The following is a 16,073-nucleotide window of genomic DNA, read 5'->3' on the forward strand; positions in this document are numbered from 1 at the left end:
TCCCGTGGATCAGTGGATGAACAAGACGGCGAGGCCCGCCGGGATGGCGAGGCCGAGGGCGACGATGGGCCAGGTGGTCGGGCGTTTGGCGGAATGGAGCCAGAGCAGGAACAGCCCGGTCAGCGCAAAGACAAGGCAGGCAAGAGCGAAAACATCGATGAACCATTTCCACACGGCGCCCGAATTGCGGCCTTTGTGGAGATCGTTGAGATAGGAGATCCAGCCGCGGTCGGTGAACTCCGAGGTGACGGCGCCCGACGCGCGATCGATCGAAACCCAGCCGTCGCCGCCGGGGCGGGGCAAGGGCAGGTAGATTTCGTCGGCCGACCATTCGGCATCGCCGCGCGCGCTGGCGGGGAAGTTGGCCTCGACCCAGGTCGCGATGTCCGGCGGCAGCGGTTTCTTGCTGTCGGGCGCTTCGTCGGGCGCGACCCTCTTCAGCAGCGGTGGGGGAAGAGTCGCCGCTTTCGCCGTCACGATGGGCTTGGCCTCGATATCGGCGGCGTGATTCAAGGTGAAGCCGGTGACGGCGAACAGCACCAGACCGATCAGGCTCACTGCCGAGCTTATCCAGTGCCAGGTATGGAGCTGTTTCAGCCAGAAGGTCTTGCGCCGTGGCTTCTGCCGCGCGGCCTGGTTAGTCATCGCTGGCGGAAGGCCCCGGGTCGAATTGAGAATGATTCGCGATAACGCAAACGATTCGCAATTGCAACACGATCGGGGGTGATAAGCTTGTTCGGGACGCAGAAGTTATGGCTGTGGCCGGCTCAGTCTGACAAAGGCGGCTGGCCGGATAACAGGGCTTGCCCTGATGCGGCGTCAGGCGGCATAGGCGCCGGCCCTGTATACTGCGTCGGAGGCGGGCAATGGAAGATGTTGCCGCACGCACCGCGATCGGCCTGGATTTCGGCACCACCAATAGCGTGCTCGCCCGCACGGACGCTGACGGCGGCGCGACCCTGGTCGAGTTCGACGGGCCGGAGGAGCGCGGCGCGGTGTTCCGCTCGGCGCTCTGCTTCTGGCATGACGAGGACGTCCGGGGCGGGATGGCGGCCGAGGCCGGGCCCTGGGCGATCGCCGAATATCTCGATTATCCGCAGGACACGCGCTTCATCCAGTCGTTCAAGTCGGTCGCGGCCAGCCCGGTGTTCGAGCATGCCTCGGTGTTCGAGAAGCGTTACCGCTTCGAGGATCTCGGCCGGCTGTTCCTCGACAAGCTCTCCGCGCATGCCAGCGGCCTGAAGGCGCGGCCGCAGCGCGTCGTGGTTGGGCGTCCGGTCGAATATGCCGGCGCGCGGCCCGACGCGGCCCTGGCTCGCCAGCGTTACGACGCGATGTTCGCGGGCTTCGGTGCCGAGATCCATTATGTCTACGAGCCGCTCGGCGCCGCGTTCAGCTATGCGACCCGGCTCGAGGAGCCTGCCACCATCCTGGTTGCCGATTTCGGCGGCGGCACCAGCGATTTCTCGGTGGTGCGCGTTGGCGAACCTGGCGCTGCGAAACGCTGCCTGCCGCTCGGCCATGCCGGCATCGGCATTGCGGGCGACCGCTTTGATCAGCGCATCGTCGACCGGCTGGTGCTGCCGATGCTCGGCAAGGGCGGCAGCTATCGCTCGTTCGACAAGGTCCTCGATATCCCGGGCGGCTATTTCGCCGATTTCGCCGACTGGTCGCGGCTCGCGCTGATGCGCAATCGCCGCACGCTGGAAGAACTGCACCGGCTGCAGCGCTCGGCAATCGAGCCTGCCGCGATCGGGCGGATGATCGCGCTGATCGAGAACGAACTCGGTTTCCCGCTCTATGACGCGGTCGGCCGGCTGAAGCGGGCGCTTTCGGCCGGGGATCGGGCGCATTTCCATTTCTCGGGCGCCGGGCTCGAGATCGAGGCCGATGTCGCGCGGGCCGAGTTCGAGGCATGGATCGCCGACGATCTGCGCCGGATCGATGCGACCGTCGATCGCGCGCTGTCGGTCGCGGGCGTTGGGGCCGACGGGATCGACCGGGTGTTCCTGACCGGCGGCTCCTCTTTGATCCCCGCCGTTCGTGCGCTGTTCTCGCGCCGCTTCGGCGATGCGGCGATCAGTTCGGGCGGCGAACTCACCTCGATCGCGCACGGTCTCGCGCTGATCGGGCAGCAGGACGACATCGCCGCCTGGTCGGCCTGACATCGAACCGCAATCTTGCCGTCATCAAAGCTGCATCGATCACCGGTACGCTGCCCCACGTGATCGACTTTCGGGAGCGAACGGCATGATTCACCTCGGCGACATGGTGGCGGACCGGATCGACATGCTGGCGCGGTTCAGCGCCACCTTCGGCCGGGACGTCTGGGTCCATCGCACCAATGGCTGGACCCTGATCGGCCTGGACGCGGCGTCTTTCGGCAAGGAAGCCGATAACGGCCTGCAGACGGCGTGGCTGCGCCAGACCCTGGACGCGTGTGAGGGGCCGATCGGCCTGTTCCTGCACGAGCCCTGGTTCGGCGATTCGGCCGGTCGCGAGGTACCGCCGGCAATGCGGCACTATCTCGAGGCGCTGTTCGACGGGCACGACCTGTGCTTCGTCGTGAAGGGCTATACCCATCAAATCCAGGCGCATCCCGCCGATGAGATCGGTGCAGCTTGGGTGCCGTCGATCGGCTTCGTCGCGCCGGACGCTGCCGGGGGCGATACCCGGCTGGTCGGGCTCGCCCGGCTGACCCTGGATCGCGACGGACACCGGTTCGACTATGTCGAGGTGCCCGGCATGCCCCGCCTCGATCCGGCCGGGTACGTCACTGCCTTTGCCGGGGCGCCGGCCCAGCCGGAACTCGCCGCCGCCTGAGCGGGGCGTCAGCCCTTGTAGAGGGGGAAGACGCCGAGCAGCAGGCAGGTGACCATGAATACCGCGCAGGAACCGAGCGCCCAGCGGAAGGTGAAGCGCTGGTGGTCGCCCAGCTCGACCCCGGCCAGCCCGACCAGCAGATAGGTCGAGGCGACCAGCGGGCTGAGCAGGTGGATCTGCTGCCCGATCAGCGAGGCGCGGGCCAGCTCCATCGGCGTCAGGCCATATTGCACGCCGGTCTGGCCCAGCACCGGGAGCATGCCGAAGTAGAAGGCATCGTTGGAGATCAGCACGGTGAAGGGGATGCTGACCAGAGCGGTGATCGGCGCCATATACGGCCCGAGCGCGGGCGGGATGATGTTGATGACCGAGGCAGCCATCGCATCCACCATCTTCGTGCCCGACAGGATGCCGGTGAAAATGCCGGCGGCGAAGATCAGGCTGACCGTGCCCAGCGCATTCCCCGCATGGGCGGAGATGCGCGCCTTCTGCTCCTGCAGCCGCGGATAATTGACCATCGCGGCGATGGCGAAGGCGAGCATGAACAGCACGACCAGCGGCAGCGATCCGATCACCAGCAGCACCAGCAGCCCGGCGGTGAGCGCGAGGTTGAACCAGAACAGCTTCGGCCGGCGCATGCTGGTGTCGCCGCCGATCTCCTCGTCGATCACTTCCTGTGGCGTCGTCTGCTCATTGTCCTCCGTCAGCGCAAGGGCCGCGAGCCGGCGTCGTTCGCGCTTGCCGAAGATCCAGGCGACGAAGAAGGTCCAGACCGCGGTCGTCGCCATCGCCGGGATCAGCCCGACGAACAGATCGCGCGGATCGACGTGCAGCGCGGTCGCGGCGCGTACGGTCGGGCCGCCCCAAGGGGCGATGTTCATCACCGCGCTCGACATGATGAGCAGGCAGGTCATCATGCGCAGGTCCATCTTCATGTGCCGGTAGAGCGGCAGCAGCGCGGACACGGTGATCATATAGGTGGTGGTGCCGTCGCCATCGAGCGAGACGATCAGCGCGAGCGCGACGGTGCCGATCAGGATGCGCATCGGGTCGCCATGCACCAGCCGCACGATCAGCCGGATCAGCGGATCGAACAGGCCGGCATCGATCATCAGGCCGAAATAGAGGATCGCGAACAGCAGCATCACGCCGGTCGGCGCGAGTTCGATCACGCCCTTGACCATCATCGGGCCGAGGCCGTTGGTGAAGCCGGCACCGATCGCGAACAGGGTCGGAATCAGGATCAGCGCGACGAGCGCGGAGAGCCGCTTCGTCATGATCAGCGTCATGAACGTCGCGACCATGACGAAAGCCAGAATAGCCAGCATCTTTCCTGCCAGTCCCCCCTGCCGGCGAAGGGCACATTTCCCCCCGCTCGGTTCTTAGCAGTCTGATATGCAGGCCGCTGCTGTCATCGACCTGTCATGGGCGATAACGGGATCGGTCGCCAAATCCTATTCGCAAACAGCGCTTTGCGCGGGCGCCTGGCGACCTAACCACGTAGCGCCGCCGAGATCGCCTCGAGCCCGCCCTCCAGTTCCTCCGCAGTGGGCCAGCCATAGCCGAGGCGGAAATAGGTGTCGGGCAGCTCGAACCAGTGGCCCGGGCCGACATAGCAGCCATGCTCCTCGAGCAGGCGCTTGTAGAAGGCCTGGGTGCCGCCCGGCGGCTCGATGCGCATGCGGGGGAAGCAGACCACGCCACCCTTGGGCGCGACCCATTCGAGCAGGTCCTCGCCCGCCATCCACTCCGTGATCCTGGCGAGGCGGCGGCGCATTTCGGTGAGGACGGGCTGGAGGATCTCGTCGCGGCGCGACAGGATCTGCTCGCCGACCCATTCGTCGATCACGCTGCCGCAGATGCTGATCTGCTCCTTGGCGGCGAGGAAGCGTTCCTGCAGCGCCGGGTCCTTGCTGATGATCCAGCCGATACGGATGCCGGGCACGCCGTACGCCTTGGACAGGGAGGCGACGCTGATGACATGGTCGCCGAGCGACGCGGCCAGCGGGAGCGTGCCGTCGAGCGACAGGTCGCGATAGGTTTCGTCGACCAGCAGCACGCAGCCGCGGTCCCTCGCCAGATCGACCAGCGCGCGCAGCTCGGCCTCGGCGAGCATCGTACCGGTCGGGTTGTGCGGGGTGGTGATGCTGATGATCCGCGTCTGCGGCGTGACCGCGGCGGCAATGGCGGCGGGATCGACGCGGAAGCCGGACTCGAAATCCAGTTCGACATGGGTGACCTTGCAGCCGATCGCGCGGGGCGTCTCCAGGTTGGTCGCGTAATTGGGGCGGACCACGACGAGATGGTCGTCGGCGCCGAGCAGCGCGGTGGCGATGATGAACAACGCGCCGGCCGCGCCGACGGTGACGAGCACATCGTCCGCCTCGACCTCGCCGCTTGCCTCGGCGATCAGGCGCCGCAGTCCGGCGCCGCCGCGATGTTCGCCATAAAGCAGGGTGAGGTCGGGCACGGTCAGGCCGAGCCCGTGCACGGTGCGATCCGCGACCGAGCTTTCGGAGAGATTATAGCGGATGCGGCCATAGCCATATTCCTCGGGCGACTCGACCTCGATCGGCATCCGGACATAGCGCATGGGGTTCTCCTTTGAATCGATGTGCCGCCGAACCTGCACGCGGGAGGCGCCCGGCGCCATCCCCCGGAGGAGGGATCAGTGCAGGCTACGCCGGCCGGCGAACAGCTCGGCGAGGGAGCCGACGCCGAGCTTGCGGAAGATCGCCTTGCGGTGGTCCTTCACCGTGTGGCGGCTGATCCCGAGGCGCAGTGCGATGGCTTCGGACGAGCAGCCGAGGAGCAGCAGGTCAGCCACTTCGCGTTCGCGCGGGGAGAGCGCGGTGTGGCGGTGCGCCGGGGTGAGGCGGGCGTGGCAATCGAACGCGGCGGTGATCGGCGCTTCGAGCGCGCCGAGCAATCGCAGGGTGCGCGGCGAGACCGGGCGCACGGCGCGTTCGCGGTAGAAGCCGCATTCCACGATGCCGCCACAGGCGGGGAAATAGAGGCCGACCTCTTCGAGCCGCTCGGGCCAGCCGATCGTGCGGAAGCCGAGCTCCTCCTCCGGCGCCGGGACGAGATGCGCGGCACATGTCCCGACCAGCCGGTCGGACGGGATGCGATAGTCCCGCGCGCGAAGGGCGCCGCGCGCGGGATGGCCGGTCAGGATCGGATTGATGCGGTGGGTGATGCCGACATAATTCTCGATGCCCTGCCTCCCGCCGACCCGGTCGAAATTGTCGAACAGGGCGACCGGGGTTTCGGCGCGCCGGTGCAGGACCACCGCGGCGAGATCGAAGCCGATCAGTCCACCGACCAGGCCGGCAGCGACGCCTTCGAAACCGGGCTGTCCGATGGCGCCGATGACTCCCGCGATCGTCGATTCCCTGGTCGGCAGTGCGTGGGCCATCAGTCGTGCTTCTTTTCGCGGAGCGCCGTGATGCGGCGGGGATCCGACGACGGCTCCCAGACATCCGATGCCGTCGCGACCAACTCCTTGCGGGTCGTCCAGGGGCGTCCGCCCGGCACGGTCTTCTGGCCGAGCACCGCGGCGCGGGCATAGGCGACCATGCGTTCCTGCACGCGCTTCTTCTCGGAATCGGGCCAGGACTCATAGGGGTGGGGCCCGCGGACCACGACCAGCTCCTTGGGGCCGTTGACCCGGCTGTTCGAATCCATCGAGCCTTCGAGGCCGGCGGCATAATCCCACAGGCCGCGCGCCTGGAAGATGCTCGGCCATTTGTGGATGCCGGCGAGCACTGCCGAGCTGGGGAAGAACACGATGTTCTGCTGAAGCTCGGTGCCGACGGTGAACAGGCCGCGATCGTCGCCAAGGCCCCGCGAGTTATCCTCGTCGGTCATCTGGGCGGGGACATAGCCCATGCCGCTGGAGAATTCGGAAAAGAGGATCGCGCCCCGGATCGTCCGGTCGCCGACCGGCGGGCCGCAATCGAGATCGGCCAGGTCGTAGTGGCAGGTCCTGTCGAAGTTCATCGTCATTGCCCAGCCGCTGGCCATGGTGCCGCGCGAGCTGCCGAGGAACAGCACCGGCACGCCGGTGGCGGGCGCGGTGCCGCGGATCGAGGCGGCGGCGGCCTGGCCGCTGAGCGCTTGGCCCTTCGGCGTCAGCACACGCATGCCGTCGCCGGTACGCAGACTGGCGACGATCGCGAGCAGGTCGCGGCCCTGTTGCAAGGTGTTGGTGTCGGCAATGCCGGTCGAGAGGCCGACGCCGCGGCGGTCGAAGATCAGCACGTCGAAGCCGGCGCGGTGGAGGATGTCGGCGGTCTTGCGCCAGGTGCGCTGGCCTACCGAGCCCGAGGTCTTGTTGGGATACTCGTTGAGCTCGGTCTCGCCGTCCTTCTCGATATGGTAGAGCTTGTCGCGCGGATCGTCGATCGCCGCGACGCGCTGGCCGCCGCCGCCGCTCATGATGACGAGCGCGCGGGTCCTGCCCTTGCCATTGGCGATGCCGGCGCCGCGCAGATACCAGCCGCGCAGCTTGACGGGCGTGTCCTGCTTCAGATGCAAGCGCTCATAGGGATCGGCGGGCGCGGTGAACTCGACGGTCCAGCTGCTGGCATCCGCCTGGGCGAAGGATTCGTGATAGGGCGCGCGGGCGAAGAAGGCGGGGCGGCGGATTTCCTTCAGGTCGATGTCGTCGCCGGCGGGGGGCCTGCCCAGCAGGTAGAGCTTGCGCGGATCAGTGATGCGCGCCTCGCGGTTCGGCGGGTGGCGGGCATCGACCTGCTTCTGGACGCGTTTGGCGCATTTCGCCTCCGCCATGCAGTCCTTGTAGCGCTGGCGGAGCTTCTCGTCGGTGAACTCGTCGACATAGAAGTCGCCCTTGTAGTCGAGGGGCGGCTGGGCGGCGGCAGTGGTGAAGCCGACACAGGTATCGGGCCCGAGCGCGGTCGGCAGCTCATAGCCGGGAACCTGCAGGTCGCGGTCGAAGCCGACACGGGTGACGCAGTCCGGCGGCTCGATACGCGGCTTGGCGGGACCGACATCGGCGGGTGCCTGCGCTGAGGCGATGCCGGGGCTTGCCAGTAGCAGCATCGTTATACCTGCCTTCAGCAACTCGCTCTTCATGCCTGCTCCCCTTGTTGTTCGACTCGCGAGGCTATCGACCGATGCCGTCACCAAGCTGTCATGAACATCAGCCCTCCCACCCAAGCTCCATCGCGCCGATGAAGGTCTCGACCGAGACGTTGCGGCCGCAGAGCACGACCGCGACCTTCTTGCCGCGCCACTTCTCCGCGGTCTGGATCAGCCCGGCGACGGCGACGCCGGCCGAGCCCTCGATCATCCAGCGCTCCGCCTCGGCGATGCGGCGCATGCCGCGGGCGATCTCGACTTCGCTGACGGTCAGGGTCTCGTCGATCACCTGCCGGCAGATCGGGAAAGTGACCGAGCCCGGTTCGATCGCGCCGGTCGAGCCGTCGGACAACGTGTCGTATTCGGGCGTCTCGACGATATGGCCCGCCTCGAGCGAGTCGAGCATGCAGCGCGACGCTTGCGGCCAGACGCCGATGATCTTCGTGGTCGGGCTCAATCGCTTCATCGCGGTACCGACGCCGCTGATCAGCCCGCCGCCGCCGACGCAGATGAACACCGCATCGAGATCGGGCGCCTGGCCGAACAGCTCCACGCCGAGCGTGCCCTGGCCGGCGATCGTGTCGTAATCATTGTACGGCGCGACATAGGGCTTGCCCTGAAGATCGGACTGGCGCCGCGCCTCGAGTTCGGCATCGAGCGCGGGGCCGTCGCGCACGACCAGCGTGGCGCCGAGCGCCTCGATCGCGCGCATCTTGGCTGGCGGCGCCGAGCTGGGAAGGTACACGGTGACCGGAACCCCGGCGAGCTTGCCAGCCCGCGCCACGCCCTGGCCGTGATTGCCAGTCGACGCCGTGATCACCCCGCCGCGCGCTGCCTCGCCCAAGGTGCGGATCTTGTTGGCCGAGCCGCGCACCTTGAACGATCCGGTCGGCATCAGGTGATCGGTCTTGAGCATCACCTCGCAGCCCAGCGCCGCGGACAGCTTCGCGCTGAATTCAAGGGTCGACATGGGGACCTGTGGGCGGATGCCCTTGTCGGCTTCCATGATTCGCTCGAACAGCGTGGCCATCGGGTTCTCCTTGCGCGACACGGTGATTTGGATAATAAGTCCAATCTGGACTTGATAGTCAGGAACTGTTGAATGCGCAAGCTGGCGGAACAAGAGACGGCCGACCTGGTCGCGGCATCGCCGCTGCGGCCGCATTTCGCGGTCGCGCGGGGCATCGCCGCGCTGTTCACGCCTTTCGTCGAAGTGGCGGTGCACGATCTGGCGAGCGACAGCGTGGCCTGTGTCGCCAACCCGTTTTCGCCGCGGAAGGTCGGCGACCCGTCGGACCTGCGCGAGAGCCGGTTCGCGGACGATGTCGATGTGCTCGGGCCGTACGAGAAAGTGAATTATGACGGGCGGCTGATCAAATCGATCTCGATCGTGCTGCGCGACGACCATCTGACGCCGATCGGCCTGATGTGCATCAATGCCGATGTGACCGAGTTCGACGCGGTACGGCGCATGCTGCAGGGCTTTCTCGGCGCGGCCGAGTCGACCGACGCGACGATCGCCCTGTTCAAGGACGACTGGCACGAACGGATCAACCGCTTCATCGCCGCCTGGACCAAGGAGCAGGCGATCACGGTCGACCGGCTCGATCGCGCCGGGCGCCGCGCGCTGATCGAGGCGCTGTTCGTCAGCGGCGGGTTCGAGGGCAAGCGCGCGCCGGAATATGTTGCCGCGATCCTCGGGGTCAGCCGTGCGACCATGTACGGCGAACTCGCGCGGCTGAGGACCGGCGCATGAGGGTGGTCGATCTTCCCGAGATCCTCGCCGCGATCGACGAGGCCGAGATCATGGCCGCGATCGAAGTGGGGTTCCGCCAGTATAGCGCGGGCGAGGCGGAGGCCATGGCGGTCGGGCATCTGACGTTCGACGATCCGCCCGGCGATTGCCATGTGAAGGGGGCGCATCTGCACGGCGACGAGGTGTTCGTCGTCAAGCTGACGACCGGCTTCTACCGCAATCATATGATCGGCCTGCCGACGAGCAACGGGTTCAGCGCCGTGGCGAGCGCGCGAACCGGCGAGATCCTGGCGATCCTGCACGACCGCGGACAGTTGAGCGACCTGCGTACCGCGCTGGCGGGGGTGATCGCTGCCCGGCTGATCGCACGCACGGATACGCGCGTGCTCGGGGTGATCGGGTCGGGGACTCAGGCGCGGCTTCAGGCCGAACGGATCGCGACGGCGCTGGGGATCGGGACGATCCTGATCTGGGCGCGCGACCCGGCCAAGGCAGCGGCGATCGGCGAGGTCGTGCCGCTGGCCGAGCTGGTCGCGCGGGCCGATCTGATCGTGACCACCACGCCGTCGACAATGCCGTCGATCACTGCCGAGATGGTCCGGCCGGGCCTGCGCATCGTCGCGGTCGGCTGCGATACGCCGGGCAAGAGCGAGATCGCGCCCGAAGTGATGGCGCGGGCGCGGATCGTGGCGGATTCGCGGTCGCAATGCATCGACCATGGCGACACCGCCAATGCGATCGCGGCGGGGCTGATCGACGGGAGCGGGCTGATCGAGCTGGGCGAGTTGATCGCCGCGCCGATCGCCTTTGCCGAGGACGAGATCGTCGTCGCCGACCTGACCGGAGTCGCGGTGCAGGACGTACAAATCGCCAAGGCGGTTTGGGCGAAACTGGGGGGCTGAATCTCCAACAGTTTCGCTGTTTTGCGTCCCGAAAATTTTCTTCCGCTGTTATGTTGGAAATTCCACTCGGATTTCCGCAGCTGATTCAACATGTTGAAGCGTTTTTCCGCTGTTATCTGGAACAGCGGAAAAACAGCGGAAAAACAGCGGTAACAGCGGAAAGTTTTCCGCTGCAATGCTTCCGGAATCGGCAGAAACCGTCCAACATTTTTCGCTGACAATGGGAAAGAGCGCGCCGGCGCTTCGGGGAAGGTCGGCGCGGGAGAGCTGGCACAATACGCCCCCGGTTTGAATCGACCGCGGCGATCGTGACAGCCTGATGACAGGCGGCGGGCCATAGCCTGATGGTGCCCGCATCCAAGGCCCCGATACACGGCAGGCTGTCGACGGGCCTGGGGGACATATGGCCTGGCAGAAATTCGTTGCGGCGGCTCTTGGACTGACCCTGGCACTGGCACCTGCCTCAGCCCAGAAGGAAGGCAAGCTCGACGCCTCGGTCGACACCGAATCGAAGGATATCCAGACCCGGCTCGAAGCGCTGCAGCATGATCAATATGCGACGCAGCAGCTGCTTTATGCGGTGCTGTTCAACCAGACCTATGGCGACCAAGTGACGATGCGGCAGGTGCTGTATCCCAACCATGACGGCGACATCACCCCGGCCTATGTCTTTACCGCGCGCGGCCAGTCGGGCGGCGGGAAGAAGCCCGGGCTGGTCGTGGTCCATGGCGGCTATCACGGCAATCTCGACCCCAACATGTTCAGCCTGATCGTCGATGCGGTGGGCCGGGGCTATGTCGTGATCTTCCCCGAATATCGCGGCAGCCGCGGCTATGGGAAAGCGCAATATGACGCGATCGATTTCGGCGGGAAGGAAGTCGACGATGTCGCCGCGGCGGGCGAATATCTGCTCCACACGCATTCGGAGGTCGATCCGAAGCGGCTCGCCATCTATGGTCGCAGCAAGGGTGGGATGATCACCTTGCTCGCGATCCAGCGCTTCCCCAAACTGTTCGCGGCGGCGGTGGACAATGTCGGTCTGACCGACATGGTGGCCTATATGGCGTACAAGCCGGCCTTCCGCGGCGACGACCTGGCGAAGCAGCCGCGCTTCGGCGGCAAGACCCCGGCACAGGATCTCGCGCCCTATATGGACGTGTCGCCGCTCAACCATGTCGACCTGATCCAGACGCCATTGCTGATCCAGTCGACCAGCGGCGACCGCACCGCGCCCGTCGCGCTGCACGCCGGGCGGCTGATCGACGTGATGAAGGCGCGCGGCAAGGTCTTCGAATCGAAGATTTACGACATGGCGCCGGGCGGGCATCTGTTCGCCCAGGCGGATACCGATCAGGCGCGCGATGCGCAGGAAGCGGTGTTCACCTTCCTCGACAAATATGTCGGGCGATAGGAGAGAGTTCAGCCTTTCCCGCTCAGCCTTGTGACGATCTCCGGCAGCAGGCCGCCGCCGGCGAGCATGGCGACTTCGCTCATCGTCTCGATCGCGGCGCGGGCGGCGATCGGTTCGATCGTGCCGTCGGGGCGGTGCACCGAAACCGGGACGGGGCCGCGCGGCTGGAGGTCGGCCATATCCACGTCGATCGCGATCCGATCGCCCGGGCGCAAGGCGCGGAGCGCCAGCGCGGTTTCGCGGGGGACTTCGATGGGCAGGATGGCGAGGTTGATCAGGTTGCTGCGGTGGATGCGCTCGAAGCTCGAGGCGATCACCGCGCGGACGCCGAGCAGCCAGGCGCCCTTGGCTGCCCAGTCGCGCGACGAGCCCATGCCGTAGCGGTCGCCCGCGACGATCGCGAGCGGGGTGTCGCCATAAAGGCGCGCCGCTTGCCACAAGGGCAGGCGGGTGCCGCTCGGGGCGTGGATCGTCCAGCCGGCGGGCAGTTCCTCGCCGAGCAGGTTCCGTACCGCCGGGTTGGTGAACAGGCCGCGGACCATCACTTCCCAATTGCCGCGCCGCGAGGAGAAGACGTTGAGGTCGGCGGGATCGGCGCCGTGCTCGACCAGCCAGCGCGCGGCATCGCTGCCGCGCGGAATTGCGCCGGCGGGGGAGATATGGTCAGTGGTGATGTCGTCGCCGAGCACGAGCAGCGGATAAGCGAGCATGGCCTGCGGCACGCGCCGCGCGCCCACACTCGCGAAGGGCGGCGGGCGCAGATAGGTCGACGCCGGATCCCAGGCGAACAGCGGATCGGACGGCGCGTCGAGATCGCGCCAGGCCGGGCTTTCCTCCGCGATATCGAAGGCGCGCTGGACGTCGGCCGGATCTGCCGCGCGAGCCAATACCGCATCAATCTCGCCGCCGGTCGGCCAGAGATCGGCGAGATGGACCGGCGTGCCGTCGCTGCCCGTGCCGATGGGATCGCGCGCGATATCGCCGGTCGCGTCGCCGCGCAGTGCGAAGGCTACTGCCAAAGGCGGGGAGGCGAGGAAGCTCGCCTCGACCTGAGGATGGACCCGGCCGGGGAAGTTGCGGTTACCCGACAGGATCGCGACGGGCGAGAGGCCTCTGCCGATCGCCTCGGCCATCTCCGGCACCAAAGGCCCGGAATTGCCGATACAGGTGGTGCAGCCGATGCCGACGATGGAGAAGCCGAGCGCCTCCAGTGACTCGAGCAGCCCCGCGCGGCACAGCAGCGCGGCGGCGGACGGCGATCCCGGGGCGAGCGAGGTCTTGACCCAGGGCTTGGCCGACAGGCCGGCGCGGTGCGCCTTTTGCGCGAGCAGCCCGGCGGCGATCAGCAGGCGCGGATCGCTGGTGTTGGTGCAGCTGGTGATCGCGGCGATGGCGACCGCGCCGTGGGGAATGACCGGATCGGGCGCGCCGATCGAGGGCGGGACCTTGGCGGCGATGTCCTCCAGCGCGAGCAGGTCCTGCGGGCGCGACGGGCCGGCGACCGAGGGCCGGATCGCGTCCAGATCGATCTCGACGACCAGGTCGTAATCGGGCGTGGCGTGGGGATCGAACCACAGGCCCTGCGACCGGGCATAAAGGCGGACTCGCTCGGTCGCTTCGGGACTGCGGCCGGTGGCGACGAGATACTCGATGGTGCGGATGTCGATCGGGAAATAGCCGGTCGTCGCGCCATATTCGGGCGCCATGTTGGCGACCACGGCACGCTCGCCGGCGGAGAGCGTGCCGACGCCGGGGCCGAAGAATTCGACGAAGCGGCTGGCGAGATCGACCTGGCGGAGACGGTGCGTGACCGCGAGCGCGAGATCGGTCGCGAACACGCCTTCGCGCAAGGTGCCGGTCAGCCGCACCCCGACCACGCCGGGCACACGCAGCATCACCGGCGCGCCCAGCATCGCTGCCTCCGCCTCGAGCCCGCCGACACCCCAGGCAAGCACGCCGATGCCGTTGGCCATCGGGGTATGGCTGTCGGTGCCGATCAGCGTGTCGGGGATCAGCCAGCGCTCGCTGTCGCGCTGCTCGACCGACACGACCGTCGCCAGCCGTTCCAGATTGAGCGTGTGCATGATGCCGGTGCCGGGCGGGTGGACGGTCAGGTTCGTCATGGCCTGGCTCGCCCATTTCATCAGGCGGAAACGCTCGGCATTGCGGCCGGCCTCGCGCGCGAGGTTCAGGCGCATCGCATCGGGCGTGCCGAAATGGTCGACCGCGATCGAATGGTCGGTCGAGACGTCGACCCGGATCACCGGATCGAGCGCGCGCGGATCGCCGCCGGCCGCGGCGACGCCGTCGCGCGCGGCGGCGAGATCGACCAAAGCCGGCACGCAGGTGGTGTCGTGCATCATGATGCGCGAGGGGTAGAAGGGAATCTCCGCCTCGCTGCGGCCGTCGCGCAGCCACTGGGCGAGCGTCGCCATCGCGACCCGGTCGCCGGCGCTGCAGCGGAGCAGATTCTCGATCAGGATCCGGTGGACCCAGGGCAGGCGCGCCAGGGCAGGGCCGATCGCCGCGGGCAGGTCCAGGGTGCGGAGCGGCGACTCCGCGATATCGGTCGTCACGCTTCTTCGGTCCTTGCGTCGGAGCTCAGCCATGCGAGCCACACCATCATGAAAGCGACGAAGATCAGGCCGGCGAGGAAGATGAGGCCGGCAATGGCGCTGCCGGTCGCATCCTTGACCAGCCCGATCATGTACGGCCCGGCGAAACCGCCGAGATTGCCGACCGAGTTGATCGCGGCGATCGCGATGGCGGCGGTGTTGCGCGACAGGAACAGGCCGGGCAGTGCCCAGAAGGGCGCCTTGAATGCGTAGAGTCCGGTCAGCGCGACGCTGATCAGCGCGACGGCGACAAAGGTGTTCGCGGCGAGGCCGATCGCGCCGAGCGCGAGCGTTGCGGCGAGCAGGGGCAAGGCCGTGTGCAGATAGCGCTCGCCCTGTTTGTCCGAATGGCGCGACCAGACGACCATGCCGATGGTCGCGACGATATAGGGCAGGGTCGAGATCAGCCCGACCTCGAAGGTCGATGCTTCGGTCGACAGGCCCTTGACGATCTGGGGCAGCCAATAGCCGATACCGAGGCTGCCGCACTGATAGGCGAAATAGATGATTCCGAGGTACAGCACCTTGGGATGCGTGATCGCCGCCAAGGTGCCGAGCGTGCGGCGGTTGGCGGCGGGGGCGTGCTCGGTCGCCATCTCGCTCGCAAGCCAGGTCCGCTCGGGCTCGGACAGCCATGTTGCCTGGTCGGGACGGTCGGTCAGCAGCCAATAGGTCGCGATGCCGCCGAGCAGGGCGGGCACGCCCTCGATCAGCATCATCCAGCGCCACCCGCTGAGGCCGAAGCCGCTGACATTCTCCATGATCAGCGTGCTCATCGGCCCGCCCAGGATGTAGGAGACCGGGATCGCCGCGGTGAACAGCGCGATCACCGTCGCCTGCTCCTTGGTGCGGAACCATAGCGTCAGATAGAGGATGATGCCGGGGAAGAAGCCGGCCTCCGCCACGCCGAGCAGGAAGCGCAGGACATAGAGCTGCGCCGCGGTCTGCACGAACGCGGTGAGCATCGAGACGACGCCCCAGCTGAGCAGGATGCGCGCGATCCATTTGCGCGGACCGAACTTGAGCAGGGCGACGTTGCTCGGCACCTCGAACAGGAAATAGCCGATGAAGAAGATGCCGGCGGCGAAGCCGAAGGCCTGGCTGGACAGCGCCAGCTCGGCATTCATCTGGAGCGCGGCATAGCCGATGTTCGCGCGGTCGATATAGGAGATGATGTAGAGCGCGAAGCAGAAGGGGATGATGCGCCAGAACACCTTGCGCGGGACGGTGCGCTCCATCCTCTCGTGATCGCTTGCTGCGGCAGATTGCATCGGGCTCCCCTCGGCTTGTGGGGAGGTGGTACATTATGTGAATGCAAAGTGCAATTGTGCGCGAGGGTCATTGTGGCATCGCGTCCAACCCAACGCGCTTCCCCGGCGAAGGCCGGGGTCCAGTTGGGGGACGATTCTGGTGAGCGCTGCGTGTCGTTACATTGACCTTTCCAACTGGACCCCGGCCTT

13 protein-coding genes are annotated in these 16,073 nt (G+C 67.1%); 5 read left to right on the forward strand and 8 right to left on the reverse strand.

Annotation, left to right across the window (positions count from 1 at the left end; all coding sequences use genetic code 11):
* Positions 1-9 precede the first annotated feature (9 nt).
* Complete coding sequence (locus AC1RT8_RS10855; RefSeq protein ID WP_493075652.1) at positions 10-645, reverse strand: PepSY-associated TM helix domain-containing protein; 636 nt, start codon at positions 643-645, stop codon at positions 10-12.
* 221 nt (positions 646-866) lie between these two features.
* Here AC1RT8_RS10855 and AC1RT8_RS10860 point away from each other — a divergent pair, with 221 nt between their 5' ends.
* Both AC1RT8_RS10860 and AC1RT8_RS10865 read left to right on the forward strand, forming a co-directional pair.
* Entirely contained in the window at positions 867-2,165 is a 1,299-nt protein-coding gene (locus AC1RT8_RS10860) for an Hsp70 family protein (RefSeq protein ID WP_493075653.1), read from the forward strand.
* An 85-nt stretch (positions 2,166-2,250) separates the two neighbouring features.
* Positions 2,251-2,823 carry a hypothetical protein gene (locus tag AC1RT8_RS10865; protein WP_493075654.1) on the forward strand — a complete coding sequence of 191 codons (573 nt, stop codon included), beginning with the start codon at positions 2,251-2,253 and terminating at the stop codon, positions 2,821-2,823.
* 8 nt (positions 2,824-2,831) lie between these two features.
* Here AC1RT8_RS10865 and AC1RT8_RS10870 read toward each other — a convergent pair whose 3' ends face one another.
* The 5 genes from AC1RT8_RS10870 to AC1RT8_RS10890 form a co-directional block, all read right to left on the reverse strand.
* Complete coding sequence (locus tag AC1RT8_RS10870) at positions 2,832-4,151, reverse strand: CitMHS family transporter (protein ID WP_493075655.1); 1,320 nt, start codon at positions 4,149-4,151, stop codon at positions 2,832-2,834.
* Positions 4,152-4,315: 164 nt separating this feature from the next.
* The gene (locus AC1RT8_RS10875; RefSeq protein ID WP_493075656.1) at positions 4,316-5,416 is read right to left on the reverse strand and encodes a pyridoxal phosphate-dependent aminotransferase; all 1,101 of its coding nucleotides are present in this window, start codon (positions 5,414-5,416) and stop codon (positions 4,316-4,318) included.
* A 75-nt stretch (positions 5,417-5,491) separates the two neighbouring features.
* Complete coding sequence (locus AC1RT8_RS10880; RefSeq protein WP_493075657.1) at positions 5,492-6,241, reverse strand: helix-turn-helix transcriptional regulator; 750 nt, start codon at positions 6,239-6,241, stop codon at positions 5,492-5,494.
* Positions 6,241-7,923: a hypothetical protein gene (locus AC1RT8_RS10885; protein ID WP_493075658.1), complete on the reverse strand. Its 1,683-nt coding sequence runs from the start codon at positions 7,921-7,923 to the stop codon at positions 6,241-6,243. The genes AC1RT8_RS10880 and AC1RT8_RS10885 overlap by 1 nt, the downstream gene beginning before the upstream one ends.
* 67 nt (positions 7,924-7,990) lie before the next feature.
* Positions 7,991-8,959: a threonine/serine dehydratase gene (locus AC1RT8_RS10890; protein WP_493075659.1), complete on the reverse strand. Its 969-nt coding sequence runs from the start codon at positions 8,957-8,959 to the stop codon at positions 7,991-7,993.
* Between the two features lie 72 nt (positions 8,960-9,031).
* On the opposite strand from AC1RT8_RS10890, the gene AC1RT8_RS10895 reads away from it, so the two are divergent.
* The 3 genes from AC1RT8_RS10895 to AC1RT8_RS10905 all read left to right on the forward strand — a co-directional run bounded on the left by AC1RT8_RS10895 (position 9,032) and on the right by AC1RT8_RS10905 (position 11,998).
* The gene (locus AC1RT8_RS10895; protein ID WP_493075660.1) at positions 9,032-9,685 is read left to right on the forward strand and encodes a helix-turn-helix transcriptional regulator; all 654 of its coding nucleotides are present in this window, start codon (positions 9,032-9,034) and stop codon (positions 9,683-9,685) included.
* Positions 9,682-10,587, forward strand: a complete 906-nt coding sequence (locus AC1RT8_RS10900) for a Rossmann-fold NAD(P)-binding domain-containing protein (RefSeq protein ID WP_493075661.1) — start codon at positions 9,682-9,684, stop codon at positions 10,585-10,587. The genes AC1RT8_RS10895 and AC1RT8_RS10900 overlap by 4 nt, the downstream gene beginning before the upstream one ends.
* Before the next feature lie 403 nt (positions 10,588-10,990).
* Positions 10,991-11,998, forward strand: coding sequence for an alpha/beta hydrolase family protein (locus AC1RT8_RS10905; RefSeq protein WP_493075662.1), 1,008 nt, complete (start codon positions 10,991-10,993; stop codon positions 11,996-11,998).
* A gap of 8 nt (positions 11,999-12,006) precedes the next feature.
* Here the strand turns inward: AC1RT8_RS10905 and acnA are convergent, their stop codons facing one another.
* Both acnA and AC1RT8_RS10915 read right to left on the reverse strand, forming a co-directional pair.
* Positions 12,007-14,574 (reverse strand): aconitate hydratase AcnA, encoded by a 2,568-nt coding sequence (acnA, locus tag AC1RT8_RS10910; protein ID WP_493075663.1) that lies wholly within the window; start codon positions 14,572-14,574, stop codon positions 12,007-12,009.
* A complete protein-coding gene (locus AC1RT8_RS10915) occupies positions 14,571-15,884 on the reverse strand; it encodes an MFS transporter (RefSeq protein ID WP_493075664.1) in 1,314 nt (437 codons plus the stop codon). Before AC1RT8_RS10915 ends, acnA begins: the two co-directional genes overlap by 4 nt.
* Positions 15,885-16,073 lie beyond the last annotated feature (189 nt).

This window comes from Sphingomonas sp. GW821-FHT10F11, from assembly GCF_058809095.1.

Bases quoted from the DNA above. Each gene is read 5' to 3' on its own strand.
- AC1RT8_RS10870 (WP_493075655.1), bottom strand. From the start codon at position 4,151: ATGCTGGCTATTCTGGCTTTCGTCATGGTCGCGACGTTCATGACGCTG.
- AC1RT8_RS10915 (WP_493075664.1), bottom strand. From the start codon at position 15,884: ATGCAATCTGCCGCAGCAAGCGATCACGAGAGGATGGAGCGCACCGTC.
- AC1RT8_RS10900 (WP_493075661.1), top strand. From the start codon at position 9,682: ATGAGGGTGGTCGATCTTCCCGAGATCCTCGCCGCGATCGACGAGGCC.
- AC1RT8_RS10890 (WP_493075659.1), bottom strand. From the start codon at position 8,959: ATGGCCACGCTGTTCGAGCGAATCATGGAAGCCGACAAGGGCATCCGC.
- AC1RT8_RS10880 (WP_493075657.1), bottom strand. From the start codon at position 6,241: ATGGCCCACGCACTGCCGACCAGGGAATCGACGATCGCGGGAGTCATC.
- AC1RT8_RS10875 (WP_493075656.1), bottom strand. From the start codon at position 5,416: ATGCGCTATGTCCGGATGCCGATCGAGGTCGAGTCGCCCGAGGAATAT.
- AC1RT8_RS10860 (WP_493075653.1), top strand. From the start codon at position 867: ATGGAAGATGTTGCCGCACGCACCGCGATCGGCCTGGATTTCGGCACC.
- AC1RT8_RS10865 (WP_493075654.1), top strand. From the start codon at position 2,251: ATGATTCACCTCGGCGACATGGTGGCGGACCGGATCGACATGCTGGCG.
- AC1RT8_RS10895 (WP_493075660.1), top strand. From the start codon at position 9,032: ATGCGCAAGCTGGCGGAACAAGAGACGGCCGACCTGGTCGCGGCATCG.
- AC1RT8_RS10855 (WP_493075652.1), bottom strand. From the start codon at position 645: ATGACTAACCAGGCCGCGCGGCAGAAGCCACGGCGCAAGACCTTCTGG.
- AC1RT8_RS10905 (WP_493075662.1), top strand. From the start codon at position 10,991: ATGGCCTGGCAGAAATTCGTTGCGGCGGCTCTTGGACTGACCCTGGCA.
- AC1RT8_RS10885 (WP_493075658.1), bottom strand. From the start codon at position 7,923: ATGAAGAGCGAGTTGCTGAAGGCAGGTATAACGATGCTGCTACTGGCA.